16 protein-coding genes are annotated in these 20,256 nt (G+C 34.6%); 8 read left to right on the forward strand and 8 right to left on the reverse strand.

The window, feature by feature from the left end; translation table 11 throughout:
- Positions 1 to 15 precede the first annotated feature (15 nt).
- The 3 genes from QL232_RS13275 to QL232_RS13285 are packed head-to-tail and all read right to left on the reverse strand — an operon-like array spanning position 16 to position 2,209.
- Complete coding sequence (locus QL232_RS13275; RefSeq protein ID WP_168881761.1) at positions 16 to 237, reverse strand: hypothetical protein; 222 nt, start codon at positions 235 to 237, stop codon at positions 16 to 18.
- Between the two features lie 2 nt (positions 238 to 239).
- Complete coding sequence (locus QL232_RS13280; RefSeq protein ID WP_281614471.1) at positions 240 to 737, reverse strand: hypothetical protein; 498 nt, start codon at positions 735 to 737, stop codon at positions 240 to 242.
- A gap of 5 nt (positions 738 to 742) precedes the next feature.
- Positions 743 to 2,209 (reverse strand): hypothetical protein, encoded by a 1,467-nt coding sequence (locus QL232_RS13285; RefSeq protein WP_168881759.1) that lies wholly within the window; start codon positions 2,207 to 2,209, stop codon positions 743 to 745.
- A gap of 177 nt (positions 2,210 to 2,386) precedes the next feature.
- Here QL232_RS13285 and QL232_RS13290 point away from each other — a divergent pair, with 177 nt between their 5' ends.
- Both QL232_RS13290 and QL232_RS13295 read left to right on the forward strand, forming a co-directional pair.
- A complete protein-coding gene (locus QL232_RS13290; RefSeq protein WP_281614472.1) occupies positions 2,387 to 3,262 on the forward strand; it encodes a hypothetical protein in 876 nt (291 codons plus the stop codon).
- 4 nt (positions 3,263 to 3,266) lie between these two features.
- Positions 3,267 to 4,367: a S41 family peptidase gene (locus tag QL232_RS13295; RefSeq protein ID WP_281614473.1), complete on the forward strand. Its 1,101-nt coding sequence runs from the start codon at positions 3,267 to 3,269 to the stop codon at positions 4,365 to 4,367.
- Positions 4,368 to 4,590: 223 nt separating this feature from the next.
- Here QL232_RS13295 and QL232_RS13300 read toward each other — a convergent pair whose 3' ends face one another.
- A complete protein-coding gene (locus QL232_RS13300; RefSeq protein ID WP_168881756.1) occupies positions 4,591 to 6,255 on the reverse strand; it encodes a 2-oxo acid dehydrogenase subunit E2 in 1,665 nt (554 codons plus the stop codon).
- Between the two features lie 321 nt (positions 6,256 to 6,576).
- Here QL232_RS13300 and QL232_RS13305 point away from each other — a divergent pair, with 321 nt between their 5' ends.
- The 3 genes from QL232_RS13305 (at position 6,577) to QL232_RS13315 (ending at position 11,324) form a co-directional block, all read left to right on the forward strand.
- The gene (locus QL232_RS13305) at positions 6,577 to 10,140 is read left to right on the forward strand and encodes an LpqB family beta-propeller domain-containing protein (RefSeq protein ID WP_281614474.1); all 3,564 of its coding nucleotides are present in this window, start codon (positions 6,577 to 6,579) and stop codon (positions 10,138 to 10,140) included.
- 18 nt (positions 10,141 to 10,158) lie between these two features.
- Positions 10,159 to 10,545 carry an Ig-like domain-containing protein gene (locus QL232_RS13310; protein ID WP_281614475.1) on the forward strand — a complete coding sequence of 129 codons (387 nt, stop codon included), beginning with the start codon at positions 10,159 to 10,161 and terminating at the stop codon, positions 10,543 to 10,545.
- 95 nt (positions 10,546 to 10,640) lie between these two features.
- Complete coding sequence (locus tag QL232_RS13315) at positions 10,641 to 11,324, forward strand: VOC family protein (protein ID WP_281614476.1); 684 nt, start codon at positions 10,641 to 10,643, stop codon at positions 11,322 to 11,324.
- Between the two features lie 30 nt (positions 11,325 to 11,354).
- On the opposite strand, the gene QL232_RS13320 is transcribed toward QL232_RS13315, so the two are convergent.
- Complete coding sequence (locus QL232_RS13320) at positions 11,355 to 12,431, reverse strand: M42 family metallopeptidase (RefSeq protein ID WP_281614477.1); 1,077 nt, start codon at positions 12,429 to 12,431, stop codon at positions 11,355 to 11,357.
- 156 nt (positions 12,432 to 12,587) lie between these two features.
- Between QL232_RS13320 and pncA the strand changes: the two genes are divergently transcribed.
- A complete protein-coding gene (gene pncA, locus QL232_RS13325) occupies positions 12,588 to 13,220 on the forward strand; it encodes a bifunctional nicotinamidase/pyrazinamidase (protein WP_168881751.1) in 633 nt (210 codons plus the stop codon).
- Positions 13,221 to 13,259: 39 nt separating this feature from the next.
- Here pncA and QL232_RS13330 read toward each other — a convergent pair whose 3' ends face one another.
- The gene (locus QL232_RS13330) at positions 13,260 to 13,820 is read right to left on the reverse strand and encodes a ferritin (RefSeq protein ID WP_168881750.1); all 561 of its coding nucleotides are present in this window, start codon (positions 13,818 to 13,820) and stop codon (positions 13,260 to 13,262) included.
- 246 nt (positions 13,821 to 14,066) lie between these two features.
- On the opposite strand from QL232_RS13330, the gene QL232_RS13335 reads away from it, so the two are divergent.
- Together QL232_RS13335 and QL232_RS13340 are read left to right on the forward strand one after the other, a co-directional pair.
- Complete coding sequence (locus QL232_RS13335; protein WP_281614478.1) at positions 14,067 to 14,798, forward strand: electron transfer flavoprotein subunit beta/FixA family protein; 732 nt, start codon at positions 14,067 to 14,069, stop codon at positions 14,796 to 14,798.
- 43 nt (positions 14,799 to 14,841) lie between these two features.
- Entirely contained in the window at positions 14,842 to 15,795 is a 954-nt protein-coding gene (locus tag QL232_RS13340; RefSeq protein ID WP_281614479.1) for an electron transfer flavoprotein subunit alpha/FixB family protein, read from the forward strand.
- A gap of 236 nt (positions 15,796 to 16,031) precedes the next feature.
- Here QL232_RS13340 and QL232_RS13345 read toward each other — a convergent pair whose 3' ends face one another.
- Positions 16,032 to 16,436, reverse strand: coding sequence for a tetratricopeptide repeat protein (locus QL232_RS13345; protein WP_281614480.1), 405 nt, complete (start codon positions 16,434 to 16,436; stop codon positions 16,032 to 16,034).
- A gap of 183 nt (positions 16,437 to 16,619) precedes the next feature.
- The gene (gene smc, locus QL232_RS13350; protein WP_281614481.1) at positions 16,620 to 20,198 is read right to left on the reverse strand and encodes a chromosome segregation protein SMC; all 3,579 of its coding nucleotides are present in this window, start codon (positions 20,196 to 20,198) and stop codon (positions 16,620 to 16,622) included.
- Positions 20,199 to 20,256: the final 58 nt, after the last annotated feature.

The following is a 20,256-nucleotide window of genomic DNA, read 5'->3' on the forward strand; positions in this document are numbered from 1 at the left end:
GAAAGTACCTGTAATTTAACTGTCTTCATTACATTTCTCCAAATTTTTCTCCAGATCTTCCCAATAAGAAGTATCTGATTCTGGAACTGCAATTGCTTCGTTTCCTGTTTGGATTCTCCAGTAATTAGAATTGTACAGACACTTTTTCTGGTAGTCAGAAAGTTTATTGTATTGGGCAAAGTTTTTAGAATTACCTTTTTCAGATAAAAGCTTTAAATATATTTCTTTTGGTTTCATGATTAAATCAATCTATTTTTCAAGGTTAAGCGTTCAAATCCGACTTCAAATATACCTTCTTCAATCCAAAAACCTTCTAAAGTTTCATCATCAATACTTTTGTAGATCACTACTCCTTTGTAAGTCTGTTGGTTGTCTTTGTAGTCAAAATTCACAACAAAGAAATTTTTAATCCATTGGCCAGTACCTTTTTGATAATAGTCACTAAAACCTACAGTCCAATCAATATGAAACTTATTTTTATCCAATTCCTGAATAGAAACATTGCCCGTATACTCACTTGTACTATCCCAAGGATTATGCCCAAAAACAGCATAGTTTCCAATGATGTTTGTTGGTTTACTGTTTCGTTTTAGAAACTCCTTTTTGTCGTGAAGTAAATTATAAGAGGTTTGAAGTTCTTCAAAACGATGTCGAACATTATTTTCATCAAATTTTCCGTCCCAATAATTTACATCTTCTTTTTTGAAGAAACGAATAAACCTTTCCCAGATTTTCATACTATTTATTTCTCCTGACCAATATTATAAGTAAATCCAAGAAACAAGCTGAGTGTATTTTCTCTCATATTCATGCTATTATTTCTATGACCTTGCAAAACTATTCGATCGGAAGGAGAAAATTCAACAGGTTCACTAAAATTAGCAACCTGTCTTAGGTTTTTACCTTGGGCAAATGACCATTGAATCCCTGTAATGATATCAGTTTTTAGAATTGTAAACTGTCCACCAATTGTAGTGTGATATTGGTCAACAGAGAATGTTGTAATTTTCGAGGGGTATTGATTGTCATATCCACCATCATATTTATCGTATGAAAAATCGGTTCGAAAACCAGCCATAAGCTCTATTTTATCTGTTAGAATATTCCTGTACCCAAAAGCAAAGTTGGTGACCTGATTATTTTGAGCATAATAATCCAACCAGTTGTCAGTCCTAATACTTAACTGATTGTTAGAAACGAAAGGACCAGGAGCCATATCTTTGATATTTAAGTAGCTATCTAATTTTCCGAAATATTCTCCAGTGAAATAATAAGACGAAGTTTTATGTGAGAAAGTAGCTCCAAATGAGATACTGAATGGATCTTTAAAGTTAGTGACTAAATCTTCTTGATATTCACTGACTAACATATTTGGAATTAGTTCATTGTTTTGGTTGTGGACATTCTGTAGTGAAACTTCTCTGTAAACGTTAGACTCACCGGCGTATTTAATAGAAGGAGACTGTATCGCTAGACCAAAGTTCCATTTGTTCCATTCATACTTCAAACCCAGTTTAAACAAGAGTCTTGAGGTATATCCTGTGATACTTTGTGAGTTTTTGAATTGAGCTACGTAAAATTCATCAGTATTTTGGTTATCTAAATTGTAGGCATTGGCTTCGATGATATAATCATATTTAATGGAGATATAAGAGTGATAACCACTTAGTCCAATACTGAAATTATTGGAAAACTTTTTTGCAATACCAATACTTAACCAATAATCTTCGTAATCCATTCGATAATAATAATCTCCCAAATATTCTTCAGGCCCTGGGGTAATATCTATAAAATCTAATTGTTTGTTGGTTCTGCTTCGTAGTTCAGTATTTACATTGTCTCTGGTAAAACTAGCTAATTCAATACTAGTGTTTGTCCAGTTTTTAGGACGTAATAAGAAAGCTACAAATCTTGGTTGTACCTGAAAATTCCAATCCCCATAATGGTTGCCTCCTCCCAATCCATTTTCATATCGGAAAATGTACATACTGAAGATATTGGCAGAAATAGAGAACTTTTGATAATCAATATCTGCGATTTGAGCAGGATTATAAAAAATGGCTGCAATACCACTACCACCACCAACAACAGCCCCCGACAAAAGACTTGCATCAGTATTAAAGCTATTGGACCAATAACGTCCTGTTTGTGATTTTGATGTGAATGCTATTGATAATAGTAAGATGAATAAGATTTGTTTTTTAGGCATTAGATAGAGAGCTGTTAAGTAAAAGTCTTTCAAGAAAATTATTAAAAGAGATCAGAACATTCTTTTCATTTATCAAAACGTTCGTTATTTTAAATATATATTCTCTCAATTACAATAGAAAAAATCAGCTGAACTTTTCCAGTGATTTATTTTATTCAAACTATTATCAATACACTGATGAATAAATTATCAGGCTTTTGGCCTATAATATTACTACTCTTTTTGACCTGTTCCTCAAATCTATTCGCTCAAGAAGAGAGTACTACAAGACCTAAAAAGACACATTATATTCTTCTAGGGGTAAATACAAATCCTAGCACTACTTCAAAGGATCAAGCTTTTTCACCATTAACCTACAAAGGTTTTGGTATAGGAGGTACGACCGGGTATTTAGCGACTTCAGATGATTTTGAATTTTTAATGGATGGAGGTTTTGATTTGGGACGTATGTTCACAGACCTTTCAGGAACCACAGATACAGGCGGTAACATATTTTATTATGTCCCTGTTCATATTCATGCATTATGGAAAGTGAACCCAGTATTTAAGAATACAGATAATGCATTTTTAAAAGTTGGTGGAGCAATAGACTTCTCTGGTAATTACAGAGGGAATTTCTCATATACAAACTCAGCTTTAAACTTTGAATATGTAAGTGGTTATGGTATATCAGGTCAGTTAGGATGGGATGTTTCTTTGAAACAGAATGGAAAGTTCTTTAGGAAGCGCGATAGAGATATGACGTTTCAATGGACAATATCGCTTCCGCTATTTGGTACATATATGCGCCCTAGTTACAATACGATTAGTGATTTTACTACAGGAGCTAATTTTATCTCTGGAGGAGGAAAACATGAATTCGCTTTTATTGGTGAACTAGTGCAATTTGATTCCCGATTAGACTTCTATTATCATTTACATAATAAAAATGCCTTCCGTTTACAGTATGAGTGGAAATATTGGGCGGTTAATGAAGGCAGTAGTGGTAATACTCAAGGAGCTTATCATAGACTCGGATTAGCATTTATGTTTAATGTAACAGGAAAGAAATAGAAACATGAAAAAGTTTAAAATATTAAGTATTTCATTATTTGCTCTCCTTATTACAAGTAGCTGTGAGAGTTTATTTATTGAAAAAGATCCATCCTCGGGTCATAGAGCATCTTTTGAGTATTTATGGCAAAAGACAAAAGACCAATATTCATATTTTGATTTAAAGAACATTGACTGGGATAGTGTGTATACAGTTTATAATCGTAGAGTTTCTGACGATATGTATGCAGAAGAATTTTTCCATGAAATGTTTAACATGATGAAAACATTGGAGGATGGTCATGTTAATTTATATTCTCCGTTCAGTGTATCAAGATATCCTGAATTAGCTGTTCCTGATTCTAATTATGATACAAGAACAATCAGAGCCAATTATTTAAGTGATCAATACTATCAGACAGGCCCTTTGACTAATGATCTTATCCATGTTATAGATACAGCAGATAATGAAAAGAAAATCTTAGTTAAAGAGATAAATGGTGAAAATAAAGGTATAGCATATGTGAGATATAGTAGTTTTTCTTCTATGATTTCTAGTTATGATATAGACTACGTTATCTCAAGGTATGGTTCTGTGACAGAAGGGATGATATTTGATGTGAGAAGTAATGGAGGAGGATCTCCTTTGAATATTTTTAAATTATGTAGCAGGTTTATTCCTAAAGATGCCGGTACTACTACTTTATACTATAGTAGAAATAAGGTGGGTCCAGGACCTAATGATTTTGATGATTGGATTCCTGCTGATATTGATCCTGAAGGCTTATATTACCCTGGTAAAATTGTGGTATTGACTGATCGTGGGTGTTATAGTGCAACATCGTACTTTGCGACTGCATTACAAGCTGTAAAGAAATTAAGACCAGTAAAAATCATTGGAGTTCCTACTGGAGGTGGTTTGGGAGCTCCAAGAGGAGGACAGTTACCAAACGGATGGTATTACCGAATGTCTGTGACACAAACCCGTTCAGTAGATGGAGATTTAGATTTTGAATTGGGAGTTCCTCCAGATATTTATGTTACACAGCAACCTTCTGATACTGAGAGAGGTAAAGATACTTTGGTGGAAGCGGCAATTCTAGAGATTTTCGAAGGGCAGTGGTAAATGTAATTTTTATCATTTTTTTCGTAACTTTTTCTTTGTAATACACGTTACTATAAATGCGAATAATACTATAAATTCTTACCGTCTAACGGACAGAACGATAATCCATTTCTAATAAGAGGCGCAACGTATGAAAATACGTTGCGTTTTTTCTTTGTCCATAAAAAAAACCGATCCCTTTTCAGGAATCGGTTTATATGTAGAAGTCTAAAGACTAATTTTCTTATACTAAGATTCTTACAGGATCTTCAAGTAACCCTTTTAATGTATGTAAGAACGCAGCACCGATAGCACCATCAACTGATCTATGGTCACAAGTTAAAGTAATCTTCATTACATTACCTGGAACAAGTTCACCATTCTTCACTACTGGCACTTGTTTGATACCACCAACAGCTAAGATACATGATGCAGGAGCATTGATGATTGATGTGAACTGCTCGATACCAAACATACCCAAGTTAGAGATAGTGAATGTAGCACCTTGCATTTCATCTAAACCAAGCTTCTTGTTTTTTGCTTTACCAGCCATATCCTTCACTGCTGAAGAAATTTGTGATAATGACATCATATCAGTGTGCTTGATTACAGGAACAACCAAGCCGTCAGGAATTGCAACTGCAACACCAACGTTTACATGGTTTGCTACTCTGATTACATCACCTTCTACAGTTGAGTTCACCATAGGATGTTGCTTTAATGAAGCTGCAACAGCCTTAACAACGATATCGTTGAATGAAATTTTAACGTCAGGAAGTTCGTTCATAGATTTTCTTGCTTTCATAGCATTCTCCATGTCGATATCCATCGTTAAGTAGAAGTGAGGAGCACCAAATTGAGATGCGTTAAGGTTTCTAGTGATAGCCTTACGCATGTTGTTCATTGGTTGATCATCGAAGCTTTCAACACCTGCAGGAGCAGCAGCAACTGGAGCAGCGGCAGCAGTTTGCGTAGGAGCTGGAACATAAGCTTCAACGTCTCTCTTAATTACTCTACCATGCTCACCAGAACCAGGAATCATAGCGATGTTAAATCCTTTGTCTTCAGCCATTTTCTTAGCTAAAGGCGAAGCAAATACACGCTTACCGTCATGTTCAGGAGCAGGAGCCGCATCTCTAGATTGAGCTACAGCTGGAGCAGCAGGAGCTGCCTTTGGAGCTGGTGCAGCAGCTTTAGGAGCAGGAGCCGCAGCTTTTGGAGCTTCAGCAGCTGGAGCAGGAGCCGCAGCTGGTGCTTCAGATTTTTGAGCCTCAGCTTTTAATAAAGTTTCGAAGTCAGCACCTGATTCACCGATGATAGCAATTACACCGTCTACAGGAACAGAACCTCCATCCTCAACAGCAACATAAAGAAGAGTACCTTCGTCATATGATTCAAGTTCCATTGTTGCTTTGTCCGTTTGAACTTCAGCAAGGATGTCACCTGCATTAACTTCGTCACCAACTTTCATTAACCATTGTGAGATAGTACCATCAGTCATTGTATCTGACATTTTTGGCATTTTTACTACAGTTGCATTGATACCTGAAACATCAATTGCTTCTGCAGCAGGAGCTGGAGCAGCAGCAGGGGCCTCAGCTTCAGCAGCTGGAGCCGCTTCTGCAGGTGCAGCAGCATTATTTCCATCAAGAAGAGATTGATAATCTTCTCCCTCTTCTCCAACAATTGCAATAATTCCGTCAATTGGAACAGCTTGTTTTTCTTCTACGGCGATGTACAATAAAGTACCATCCTCGTAGTTTTCTAATTCCATTGTTGCTTTGTCTGTTTCAACTTCAGCAATGACGTCACCAGATGAGATCTGGTCGCCTACTTTAACTAACCAAGATGCGATGACACCTTCTGTCATAGTGTCGGACATCTTAGGCATTCTGATTACTTCTGCCATAATCTTATTAAGACTTCTTTTTTATTTGTCTCTACATTTTTCGTTTTCGTGCCAAAAATAAACAGAATAATTTAATAATAAGTAATTAAAATGGATTTAGTCTCCAATAAATAATGATGTTAATCTGTTTCTGTGCGAACTTTTTAAAAAAACTATACCTTAGCATCGTTTTTTTTATTAATTTGAAATAGGCTTCAATGAAATTTTTTTGTAAATTTTTATTGATCACCTTATAGACTATGACTTATTAACTCTTGTGATCGTCAAGTACAGAACTATTGTACTTTTTTGATTAGCTATTTAATCTGACATCCTCTTTAGATGAGGCTTAATAATATGCACCAACAATACAAATTATTACTCTCTATTCTGTTCTTCTTTACGTTTATAGAAGCTCAGGCACAACATTTCTTTCATTTAGACAAATTTGGAAAGAACCGTGTTCAGTATGAAGTCTTCGATTGGAGCTATATTGAAACCGAACATTTCGAATTGTACTATTATGGTTATGGAATCACCATTGCAAAAATGGCAGGGGAGATTGCTGAGCGTGAATACCAAAGTATTACAGAGACTATTGGATACGCTCCTTTCTATAAAACCAAAGTACTTGTGTATAATTCTGTTCAGGATTTAAGACAAAGTAATATTGGCCTATTTCAGCAGGGTTATAAAATCACTGGACAGACCAGTTTTATTCGTTCTGAGGTAGAAGTAGCATTTAGTGGTTCAAAACATCTTTATGAAGAGGACGTAAAAAGAGCAATTTCTGATGCATTAATTTTTGAAATGATGTATGGTGGGTCATTAAAAGATATGATCAAATCATCTTACTTAATGAATCTGCCCAATTGGTTTGTTGTAGGTGCTTCAGATTATATAGCAAGAGGCTGGTCTAGAGAAATGGACGATAAAGTAAGAGATTTCTTTTCAAGACACCCTAAAAAATTTCCCAATATCAGATATATAGAAGGAGAGAATGCAAAGATTGTTGGTCAGTCGATATGGAATTACCTTGTAGAGAAATATGGTAGAAGTAATATGGCCAGTATTCTTAATCTTACAAGGATTGTTAGAGATGAAAAGGTGGCGATCCAAAATACTTTAGGGATTTCTTATGAAGAGTTTATCCAAGGTTGGAAAGATTTCTATCTAAATGAGCAAGAAACACTAAATGCAAGCTATAAAGAGATTGATCGTAAAGAGGCCATCAAGAAAAATAGAAAATCTAGAGTTTACAATAAAATTAATGTAAGTCCTGACGGTACCCGATTGGCGTATACTGAAAATGAGAAAGGAAAATATAAAATCAATATTTATAACCTAGAAAAGAAAAAAGTACAAACAGTTTTTAAGAGTGGTTATAAAGTAGTCAATCAACAAATTGATTATGATGTGCCATTAGTTGATTGGATTAGCCAAGATGAATTAGTCGTGTTCTCTCAGAGTAAAGGACAGAATCATATGTGGATTTATAACTTATCCAGAGGTGGTTTTAATACGTTCTTTAGGTACTTAAAGCGTAAAATTGAATTCAAATTTGATCATATCAATGATATAGCGGTGTCTCCTGACGGAAAAAGGATCGTGATGAGTGCAGAACGAAGAGGACAAACAGATATCTATGAGCATAACATTGCAAGAAGACGTACAAGACAAATCACAAAAGACTATTTCGATGATTTAAGTCCGTCATATATGAACAATAGTACTGATATCATCTTTAGTTCTAACCGAACAGTAGATTCTACTAAAACTAGAAAGGGAGACATTGAGGATATTACTGCTACTTTCAACCTTTTCCAATACAGTAAAAGTAAGCCTGCAGAACTTAAAAGACTAACTAATAATCTTGGTCAGGATTTTAAGCCAAGAATGTTGAATGATTCTACAATACTATTTTTAAGTGATAGAAAAGGTATTACGAATTTCTTTGTTTATGATCTTGCAGATTCTTTAACAAGACAAGTATCTAACTTTAAATATTCAATTAAAGATTTTACCACCTATAAGAATCAAGTGGCATATGTTGCTTATAGTGATGAAAAGGAACATATATATACAGGAAGGATCAATGCAACCAAAAACGTTTTTACACCGAAAACAAAAAGACAACAAATCATGGACCTTAGGGAACTAAGGGAAATCAAACGTAAGAAAGAACTTCAAGAAAAACGTAGAAAAGAAGAAGAGGCAAGAATGGCTCTATTTAGAGAGCAACAAAAGCAAAAAGAACTGAAGAGAATTCAAGATTCTATCTATCAAGCCAAATTGGACGAAGAACAAGAGCGTTTATTATCTATGAGTGATAGTGTTCAAGAGGTTGATGGTTCTGATATTATGTGGGATGATTCTGAGGCGTCAGCTGTGCAAGATACAACTGTAATTCAAGTAGAAGAAAAAGTAGATCCATCAATTATTCAAGAAGAAGAGTTGGCTAAACTTGACGACAATAAAGATCCAATGGATGAAGAAATCGACATTGATAACTTTACTTTCGCAAGTGTGGAGGCAAAAAGTAATTCAGGAGCACCAGATTCTGGCTTATTACCTCAGAAACCTACTTATTCCGAAAGCGAAAATGGAGAAACAGCGAATACAGATAATTATAAGTTTTTCTCTTACAGTAAAACCAAACGAGATGCCTTTTGGGATAAATACAATAACAGGTTAAAAGCGAAAGAAGAAGCATCTTCTTCTAAATCAATGTTCTCCAAATCAAAAGATTATGAAACAAGGTTCTCTGTTGATGGTTTTAATACGAATATGAGATTTGATCCATTATACGGTTCAGGCCTTCAGTTTGAAGTGATGTTGACGGATCAAATGGAAAACCATAAAATCAATGCAGGTCTATTTGGTACATTCTCTTTAAACAATGGTAACTTCTTTGCTGAATATTTGTATTTACAAAGACGATTGGATTTTAGTTTAAGATTTGAAAGAAACACACTAGAAGTAGAACAACTTTTACACAAATACAGCAAAACATACTACGAAGGTGGTGTGTCATTACCAGTAAGTATCAGAAGTAGAATTGAGGTACAACCTTTCTTAGCCTTCACAAGGTTTACAGATACATCAATCAACCCTGGTTTAAGTACACCGGATGTTAAAAGAGCATGGACAGGTTTCAATTTGGAATATGTATTTGATAATAGTCTGGAGCGAGGAAAAAACATGTTGATCGGTACTAGAGCAAAGGTGCGCTATGAAAATTATGTGGGTCTTTCTAGTATTTCAGAAAGCTTCCAAAATATATCTTTTGATATAAGACATTACCAAAAAGTACTTCGCTCGATGACCTTAGCATTAAGAGGTTCGGCTGGTAAATTCTGGGGACAAAATCCTCAGACATATAGAATGGGTGGTATGGATAACTGGGCATTCGGCCAGATGGATAATGACCCAAGAGGCGTACCAGTGGAAAATGTAAATGATATTCCAGACCTAACAGATTTAATGTTTACTCAATTTGTAATGCCAGTTAGAGGTTTCAACTGGAACAAATGGGAAGGTGAAAACTATATGGTAGCTAATGCAGAATTAAGAATGCCGGTGATGAAGTTCTTAACGAAGAAGCCTGTGAAATCTAAATTACTAAGAGATTTACAGTTTACAGTTTTCTTTGATATCGGATCAGCATGGACAGGAGTAAATCCATTCGAGGAAGATAATGCATTAAATACTGAAGAGATTGGACCGGTCGGTTCATTTGATGCAACAGTGAAAAACTTTAGATATCCATTCTTAATGGGACATGGTGTAGGTGCTCGAACTACTTTATTGGGCTACTATTTAAAATTGGATGTTGCATGGGGAATCGAAGATGGATTTAGACAATCAAAACCAAAGTATTATGTATCTTTAGGTCATGATTTCTAATCGAAAAAAAGTATTTTAATGAAAACAACTAACAAAACCACCTTATTCTTACTATTCGCAATAGTAATGATAGGATCATCATTTTCGATGATAGACAACAACACAGTGACTAAGCTTCTAGTAAATCCAATGCTTCAAGTAACCGTTCTTGATGCTAAAGGAAATGTTGTACAAGGAGCAGAAGTAACCCTTTATGCAAATGAAGATGATGCTTGGGATGAAGAGAATGGTATTCCAGGAAAAAGTAAAAGTAACCAGAATGGTAGAGTGAAATTTACTAAAGGTTTAAAAGAGCAAACTTATTATATCATCGCAAAAAAAGGAAATTTGGTTTCAGAAGATGGATTGAAGTCTTCTAAGCTACAGAAAAATAAATTGAACAAGGTCAATGTAATAATTAAATAGTACGCGAAATACTAGATGATTTTATCATTGATTTATCATACAAAGGATGTTTTTGCTTAATGTAGAAACATCCTTTTTTATTAAATGAACTTACTATGGAAATAAAGAGATTGGAATTGTTTTCAAGAGACATTAATGCTCAGAAAGAGTTTTATACCAAAATTCTTGAGTTACCATTAATTGAAGAATACTCTAAAAGCTTTACTGTGAAAATAGGTCACTCTGAATTACAGCTTTCAATGAATAAAAATGCTACTCCTTATCATTTTGCTATTAATATTCCGACCAATAAAGTTTTAGAAGCAGTAGCATGGTTAGAGGAAAGAGTAGTTTTATTAAAAGATGGTGATGATAAAATTATTGACTTTAGGGCATGGAATGCAGAAGCTTTATATTTCTTTGATAAGGATGAAAATATTGTGGAATTTATTAGTCGACATCGTTTGGAAAATCAGATAGAAAGCCATTTTTCATCAAAAGCATTATTAGAAATATCAGAGATAGGGATGCCTTTGAAAGATATTGAAAGTGGGTATAAGCAATTAAATGAAAAAGTAGCACTTCCAATATTTGATGGTAGTTTTGATCGTTTTTGTGCTATTGGAGATGAAAATGGTTTATTTATATCGATTAATCCTGAAAAGAAAAAAGATTGGTATCCTACCAATAAAACTCCAGAACAATCAAGTTTTAATATCACCTTTAAGCAGGGGACAGATTTGTATGCTATGTCTTTTAATGAAGGGGAAATTGAAATAAAAAAAAGTAGTAACATTTAAGCTACTACTTTTTTCTTATCAAAAATGACTCTATTTGATATATCTAAAGTCGTGGTTATTTTCTAATTGCTTGATAAACTCATGCATTAATTTAATTGTATTCTCAATATCATCAGCATGTGCAGTTTCTACAGTAGTATGCATATACTTTAAAGGTAATGAGATTAATGCTGATGGTACACCTCCATTAGAGTAAGCAAAAGCATCTGTGTCTGTTCCAGTTACTCTAGATGAGGCTGCTCTTTGGAAAGGAATTTCTTTCTCATTGGCAGTGTTGATCAACATCTTTAATAAATTGTTTTGAACTGCAGGAGCAAATGTTAAAACAGGACCTCTTCCTCCTTTAGTATCACCTTCCAGTTGCTTATTATACATTGGTGCAGAGGAATCATGACATACGTCTGTAACGATGGCCACGTTAGGCTTAATAGTCTGAGTAATCATCTCAGCACCTCTTAGGCCTACTTCTTCTTGAACAGCATTGACGATATATAGACCAAATGGAGGAGTGTAATCTTTTTCCTCTTTGATTCTTCTTGCCACTTCAGCAATCATAAATCCACCAATACGGTTATCTAAAGCTCTACCAGAGTAGTAACGACCGTTGAAGAGTTCATGTAATTGATCTTCATAAGTAATTACTGTCCCAACATGGATTCCAAGTTCTTCAACCTCTTCTTTACTTTCTGCTCCAACATCAATAAAGATATTTTCTAAAGTAGGGTTTGCTTCTTTACCAGGTTTACGAGTATGGATTGCAGGCCAGCCAAAGATACCTTCTACAATACCTTTTTCACCATGTAAAAGCACTCTTTTAGAAGGAGCGATCTGATGGTCAGAGCCACCATTTCTGATCACATAAATATAGCCTTCAGGAGAGATGTAATTGACGAACCAAGAAATTTCATCAGCATGAGCTTCGATGACCACTTTATATGGAGCATCTGGGTTGACTACACCTACTGCGGTGCCATAGTTATCAACAAAAAATTCGTCTACATAGGGTTTGATATAATCCAACCAGATTTTCTGCCCTTCCGCTTCGTAACCTGTTGGTGAGTGATTATTAAGGTATTTATATAAAAAGTCTTTACTGTGTTGATCCATATTAATTCTATTAAAAATCTAAAAAAATAAAACTTTGAACTTATTCTTTTACGTTAAGTTACATAGATCAATTTATTCTTATATCATCTTTATGAATTTTTTTGATGATATATTAAATTGAGCAACTGTGGAAATACATTAGACTAATATAAAGATATGCGTGCGTTATTGATTGTTGATGTCCAAAATGATTTTATACCAGGAGGTGCATTGGAAGTTCCAGAGGGAGATCAGATCATTCCGGTCATTAATAGTATAATTCCAAAGTTCGATCTCGTAGTAGCTAGTCAGGATTGGCATCCTGCAGACCATAAAAGTTTTGCTATAAGTCATTCAGATCGAGATATTGGAGAAATTGTAGATTTAAACGGACTTCCTCAGATTCTATGGCCTGTTCATTGTGTAGAAGGATCTAACGGAGCAGAATTTGTCGATGCCTTAGATCAATCTTCAATTAAAAAGGTATTTAAGAAAGGGACAGATAAAGAGGTAGATAGTTATAGTAGTTTTTATGATAATGATAAAAGACATGATACAGGTCTAAATCAATATTTAAAAGACAACAACGTTGAAGAAGTATTTATTGTAGGTTTAGCAACAGATTATTGTGTTAAGTATACCGCTTTAGACGCTAAGTCTTCTGATTTTAAGACATATGTAATCGAAGATGCCACAAGAGGGGTTAACTTAAGAGAAAACGATGTAGAAAATGCCTTTACTGATTTAAGGGTATCCGGAATCAAAGTAATTCAAAGCACAGCATTAGAAAGTGTTTTTGAAGGAGAATAAAAAAAAGCATTGAGATTACTTTCTCAATGCTTTTTTTATTTATTGGTTAATGTCTCCCATATCAGAATCAACACCTTCGGCACCAATTCTACCAATTTCTTGGTCGATTAACCATAACCCTTGAGGTGAATCTTCACCAATTAAATCAAAGGCATCTAATATAGTACGAGCTGTTTCTTCTTCTTCTCTTTGCTCTGCAACAAACCACTGTAAGAATTGGAATGTACTGAAGTCTTTAGATTGGAAGCAGCAATCTACGATTTCATTAATCGCTTTAGTTACTTTCACTTCATGCTCTAACACCAATTCAAAAACTTGACGTAATGAATCAAATTCATGTGGAACAGCTGTGATTTCAGCAGCCAATGCATGTCCACCTACAGCATTAATATATTTGAAGAATTTCAACATATGCTGACGTTCTTCTTCAGCATGTTCATATAAAAATTCCGCAGCTTTTACATATCCTTCTCTCTCACACCATGAAGCAAAAGATAAGTAATACTGTGATGACTGATCTTCTAATTGTACTTGTTGGTTTAACATTCTTTCGACTTCAGAGTTCAGCGAAGTCTGTAAACGTTTTCTTTCGTTTCCCATGTTATAAATTTTAAGTATCGGGTGTTTTTATCTTACCTCTTGTAAAATAAAGGTTTTTAGACCGATTTTGTTTTATTGATGTTCAGAAATATCTTTTCTAGAAGTTTTTTAATATTAATCTAAATAAAGTTTGGAATTTATTATGCTTGCATACTATTTTAGCTAAACCAATAAAACAGAAAGATTAAATATTACTTGTTTCTATACTTAAATTAGGCAAGTGATCACCAATTAACAACATAACACATGAAAATTTTAGTTTGCATTAGTCACGTACCTGACACAACTACTAAAATCAAGTTTGCAGATAATAAACTTGATACAAACGGAGTTCAATTTATCATCGGACCTTATGATGATTTCGCATTGGCTCGTGCCGTAGAAATCAAAGAAAAAGAAGGTGGTACTGTTACGGTTCTAAATGTAGGACTTGCAGACACAGAACCATCTATCAGAAAAGCATTGGCAATTGGAGCAGATGATGCAGTACGTATCAATGCTGAGCCAGTAGACTCATTATTTGTTGCTAAACAAATTGTAGAGTATGCTAAATCACAAGATTATGATATGATCTTAATGGGTCGTGAATCTTCAGATTATAACTCTGGATTGGTACACGGTTTAGTAGGAGAACTAATGGATTGGCCATCGATTGCACCAACAATGCGTCTTGATATCGATGGATCAACAGCAAAACTGCACAGAGAGATTGAAGGTGGTCATGAAGAAGTTGAAGTGGCTATGCCATTTGTTGCAGGTTGTCAAGAACCTATTGCAGAGTGGAAAATTCCAAATATGAGAGGAATTATGATGGCTCGTAAGAAACCACTTCAAGTTATTGAGCCAGTAGCGGTAGAAGGTGTCACTACATACCAATCATTTGAGTTACCAGAAGAGAAAGGTGACTGTAAAATGGTAGATGCAGGACAGATGGATGAGCTTGTTGGTTTATTGAAAAACGAAGCACGCGTACTATAATCCTTCTTATCTAAACTTAAACACACATAAAATTAAATTAGACATGTCAGTATTAGTATTTATAGAAGCAGATAATGGAGTGATTAAAAAGTCTTCATTAGAAGCAGTTACATATGGTTCAAAAGTAGGAGATGTTGTTGCTGTGGCAATGGGAAGTATAGATGCTTCTGAATTGGCTTCAGTGGGAAAATATGGAGCATCTAAAGTGCTACATTGCTCTGATGAACGCTTAAATGATGGAGTAATTTCTGCAACAGCAAAACTTATTGCAGAGGCAGTAAACCAATCTAGAGCAGATTTAGTCGTGATGTCAAGATCATCTCTTGTTGATGCAGTTGCAGCTAGAGTAGCAATAAAAGTAGGAGCTTCTGTTGTTGCCAACGTTCAAGATTTACCAGACACTTCAAATGGTTTTGTTGTAAAAAGAGGTGTATTTACAGGTAAAGCTTTTGCTAACGTATCTATTCCAGAAGGTAAGAAAGTACTAACGGTTTCAAAAAATGTTGTTCCATTAGAAGAAACAGGAATTGATGCTGCAGTTGAGGAATTATCAGTTGCATTTGCAGACAGCGACTTTGGAGTGAAAAGAATATCTGTACATAAGCAAGATGGAGATATTTTACTTCCAGAAGCTGATCGTGTAGTTTCTGCTGGTAGAGGTATGAAAGGACCAGAAAATTGGCAGATGATCGAAGATTTAGCTTCTACACTAGGAGCAGCTACAGCTTGCTCTAAACCAGTTTCTGATATGGATTGGAGACCACACCACGAGCATGTTGGACAAACAGGTATTAAGGTAGCTCCGCAACTTTATATTGCAGTAGGTATCTCAGGTGCTATTCAGCATTTGGCAGGGGTAAACTCCTCTAAAGTAATCGTTGCGATTAATAAAGACCCTGAGGCTCCTTTCTTCAAAGCTGCTGATTATGGGGTCGTAGGGGATGCTTTTGAAGTTGTTCCTAAATTGATAGAGGCTATAAAAAACAATCAGAATTAACTATTCTGTGAATAGATGTAAATAAATTTTAAAGTTTATTTGTTAATATTTAACGAATTTATTGATATTTATTAATAGTTCCCTATATTTGTAATACTTCGGAGATATTATTGTCTTATTCGAAGATTTTTTAAACTTAGTCGGATACTTTTTCCTTTTCTGGCGAACTACTGATGAAAATCGTATAAAGAACCTCAACATGAAAGTGTTGAGGTTCAGTTTTTTATAAAGTTTTTTTATTTCAAGCGATTTCTAATCCTCGTTAATTTCTTTTGGACTCTTTTCTTGTCTTTCTCCTCATCGTATTCTTCTTTATCAAATAATATCGCTTTTTGATAATGAATTATAGCTTCTTGAAGATCTCCAATTTTAACATAATAATCGCCTTTGATTTCTAAATTCAGATGGTTGATTTCTATATCCAAGCTGTGGTCTATCCACTCTAATGCTTCTTGTATCTTATTTTTATCATCAAGGCATTCTTTAGCATTATTCGCAAAAAAGTACCACTTACCATGATGAATAAGCTTAGATTTTCTTTCTCGTTTACTATTGTCCTTCAATGTATCATCTTGAAAATCAAAGGAACATAACAAAGGAAGCACACTTATTAATAGTAAGTAAAGGGACCGATAGTTCATCGCGTTAAATTTTGAGAGTAATTGTATAACATGAGTTTTAATACAATATCTAACTCAAAATCTATATGAAAATAATTTAATATACTGATAATCAGTGTTTTGTTTATTATCAATGATTGGTGTTAATGTACGTAAATGGACGTTGTTGTCAATTTAGTACACTTACTGTACGCTAACTTTCAGTTATTTAGAAGTGAATGCATCCAATTGAGGTGTATTTCTGATGTCTACAGGAACTACAGTAGTAACTCCTTGTTCGATCATAGTAACACCATAGATAACATCGGTAGAAGCCATAGTTCTCTTATTATGAGTAACCATAATAAATTGGGAATTTGATGAGAACTTATTAATAATTCTACAGAACTTATCAACATTGGCATCATCTAAAGGAGCATCTACCTCATCAAAAATACAGAATGGAGCAGGCTTTAATAGGTAAATAGAGAACAATAATGCCGTAGCTGTTAGTGTTTTCTCACCACCTGATAATTGATTGATTGTTAAAGGACGTTTACCTTTTGGTTGTGCAAGGATCTCAATTTTTGAGTTAAGTGGATCATTGTCATCTGCCAATCTTAAATCACAGTTATCTTCTTCTGTAAATAGAGATCGGAATACCTCCATAAAGTTGTCTCTAATTTGGGTAAAAGCAGTCATGAACTTTTCTTGAGCGATATTATCTATATCTTCAATTGTTTTCATGAGTTGTTCCTTCGCTTTATTGAGGTCTTCTCTTTGTCCTAATATAAATGCATTTCTTTCTTTGATCTCATTAAATGCATCAATAGCAGTATGGTTAATTGCACCTAATGAATTTAGCTTTCTTTTTGACTCCTCACTGATATGTTCTAATTCATGTATTGGAATGTCTTTATATTCATTTTCCTCTTCCTGTTCTTCTTCAGAAGGTTTGATCAATAGTAATTGCTCAAGATCTACCTCAAACTCAACCGCAATTTTTTCTTTTACAGACGTCAATGAAAGTCTTAAAGCATTGATGCGTTCATTTGCTCCCATCAATTCCTGGTCAATACTTTCTTTTCTAGTCTGTTGCTGCTTAATCTCGATTTCTGTGTCTTCGATTAAAGCTTTGGTGCCTTTGTAGTTTTCTTCTGCTTCTAATACGCCTTGTTCAATATTCTGGCGTTCAACCTCCATCTTTTCAAGAGCTTCAGCACCTTCTTCATCAATAGAATCAGATTGAAGTAAATCTCTATCGACATTTTCAATTTCTTCTATATTCTGATCAATTCTATTCTGTGCCTTGACTAGCTCTTCATCTTTGAAGTCAATTTCTTTCCTAAGTGAATTGTATTGATTCTCTTGCTGTAAAAAATTGATATGAAGTTGATTGTACTTACTAGATAATTCGACTTTCTTCTCCTTTTCAATGGTCAAATTATCTTTCATTTCATCCAGTTGTTCCTCCATATACTCTAAAGAATAAGTTTCATCTTCGAGTAGAGGTTTACTTTCTGAAATAGTAATTTCGGCTTCTCCAATTCGCTCAAGTATTTCTTCTTTCTTGTTACTGCTTTGTTCCAAGAATTTCGCAAATTCCTCTTTTTGAGTTTTAATTTTGATTAACTCCTGAGTAACAACTTGAGCATTATGTTGAGCACTTTCAAGTTCATGCTGTAGGTTGATTTGTAATAGCGATTTATGTTCCGCCTGTTTCTCAACCTTTGTGATATGTATGTCTTCTGCTTCCTTTTCTAAAGCATTAATTTCTTCAGTCAGCTGTTCTAAGTGTCGGATTCTACCTAAAGATTTTCCTTCAAAAGATCCTGTAGAGCCACCTGTAATTGCCGATTTCCTTCGGATAGCTCTACCATTTTTAGTGACTAGAATAACACTATCATTCTTTGGAAGGTTATTTTGATTCCTATGCACAATATAGACCCCATCTAATAAATACATGATAAGGTGTGCATACTTGTCATCATAGTCTACTAATTCAAGTGCAGGAACAGCATCATCCACAGACTTTCTTGGAGAAGGTGAGTATCCTTCGAATTTATCTAAAAGAAGGAAATTGGCCTTTCCTTTTTTCATCTCTTCTAATAGGTTGACTGCTCTCCAAGCTTCCTCTTCATTTTCTAATACGAAATAATTAAGATAGGGAGATAAATACCCTTCAATTGCTGCTCTATATTCATCTTCGCAATGAAGAGTATCTGAAAGCATCGGAGCTTCTTTAGCCCATTCAGTATTTTGTTTTAAATACTTAATCGCTTCAGGATAGCCTTCTAAATTGTCGACTAATGACTTTGTGAGTTTATGTTCGTTTTTCTTGGCATCAAGAATTCTATAGATCTCAGATGAGCGATCTTTTATATTCTCAAGGTCTTCTCTACAAAGTTTAAGTTTTTCCTGATGTGCATTATATTTTTCTTTTACCTCTTCATATTCCGTAGTGGCACTTAAACGCTCACTTTCTAAAGAGGCAAACTGAGTATCAAATTCAGCAAGGCTTGAGGCTTTGTCAGATGATTCTTCATGTGCTCTTTCTAACTCTTGCTTCAGAGCTGAAAGTTGTACCTCGTTGATTTCAATTTTCTGTTTTAATTGGAAAATTGTAGCCTGTTTGCTTTTTACCTGTTGTTCAAACTCATTCGTCTGAACTTCTAGTTCATCGGACTTTTGTGTTTGACTATCTCTTTGATGTTGGGTAGTAGTTAATTCATTTTCTACTTCCATCACCATTTTCTCAATAGAGTTGAGTTGAATTTGCAAACCTTCAATCCCTTGTTGAGCTAATGCAATAGCTTCTCTATCAATAGTGGATTGATTTTGTAGGGTTGCTTTCTTTTCTTCCAAAAACTTGCGACGTTCTCCTTTAATACGCTTTTCAGATTCTATCTGACGCATTTTAAGGATATGTTCATTTAATGTCTTTTGCCTTGAGGCTAGAAGTTGCTCTTTATCAATAGACTCCTTTTTTTCTTTTGATATTGAAGCTTCTAATTCTTCAATTCTTTTAAGAGTGCTGTTTCTTTCTTCATTACCATTCGTCATAGTATCAGCGAGCTTGTGCATTTCGTCAGCTTGTGTTGATACTTTTTTTATGGCTAATTGAATACTGGATTCTCTATATGTTTTCTTTAGTTTAAGATATCTCTGGGCTTGCTTGGCTTGTCGTTCGAGTGAACGCATATTTTTTTCAACCTCAAACAATAAGTCATCAACACGTTCTAAATCAGCATCGGTATCTTTTAGTTTTTTTAGCGTCTCTTTCTTACTCTTTTTAAACTTTGAAATACCTGCAGCCTCTTCAAAGAGTGTTCTACGGGCATTTTGAGTGTCATTAAGTAACTCATCAATCATTTTTAACTCAATGATTGCATAACTATCAGAACCAATACCTGTATCTAGAAATAAGCTATGAATATCTTTCAGACGACAAGGAACACCGTTGAGAGAATATTCACCTTCACCAGAACGATAGAATCTACGACCAATTGTTACTTCTGTGTATTCTGTCGGTAAAAGGTTTTTGTTGTTTATAAAAGTAAGGTAAACTTCTGCCATTTGTAATGGACGTCTAGACTTAGTACCATTAAAAATGATATTGTCCATTTTTTCAGATCGAAGAGCTTTAGTACTTTGCTCTCCCAATACCCATCGTATAGCATCAACAACATTGGATTTACCACTACCGTTAGGTCCAACTACAGCAGTAATACCTTTGTCAAAGTTTAGCGTAACTTTATCGCCAAAACTTTTAAAGCCTTTTATTTCTAGTTTCTTTAGTAACATTTGGTCTATTTAGTAACTACCAAATGTAACTAATCTTAGTTTTTATTGCACAACAAAG

The sequence above is a fragment of the Flammeovirga sp. SubArs3 genome, from assembly GCF_947387565.1.
Taxonomy (GTDB): Bacteria; Bacteroidota; Bacteroidia; order Cytophagales; family Flammeovirgaceae; genus Flammeovirga; species Flammeovirga agarivorans.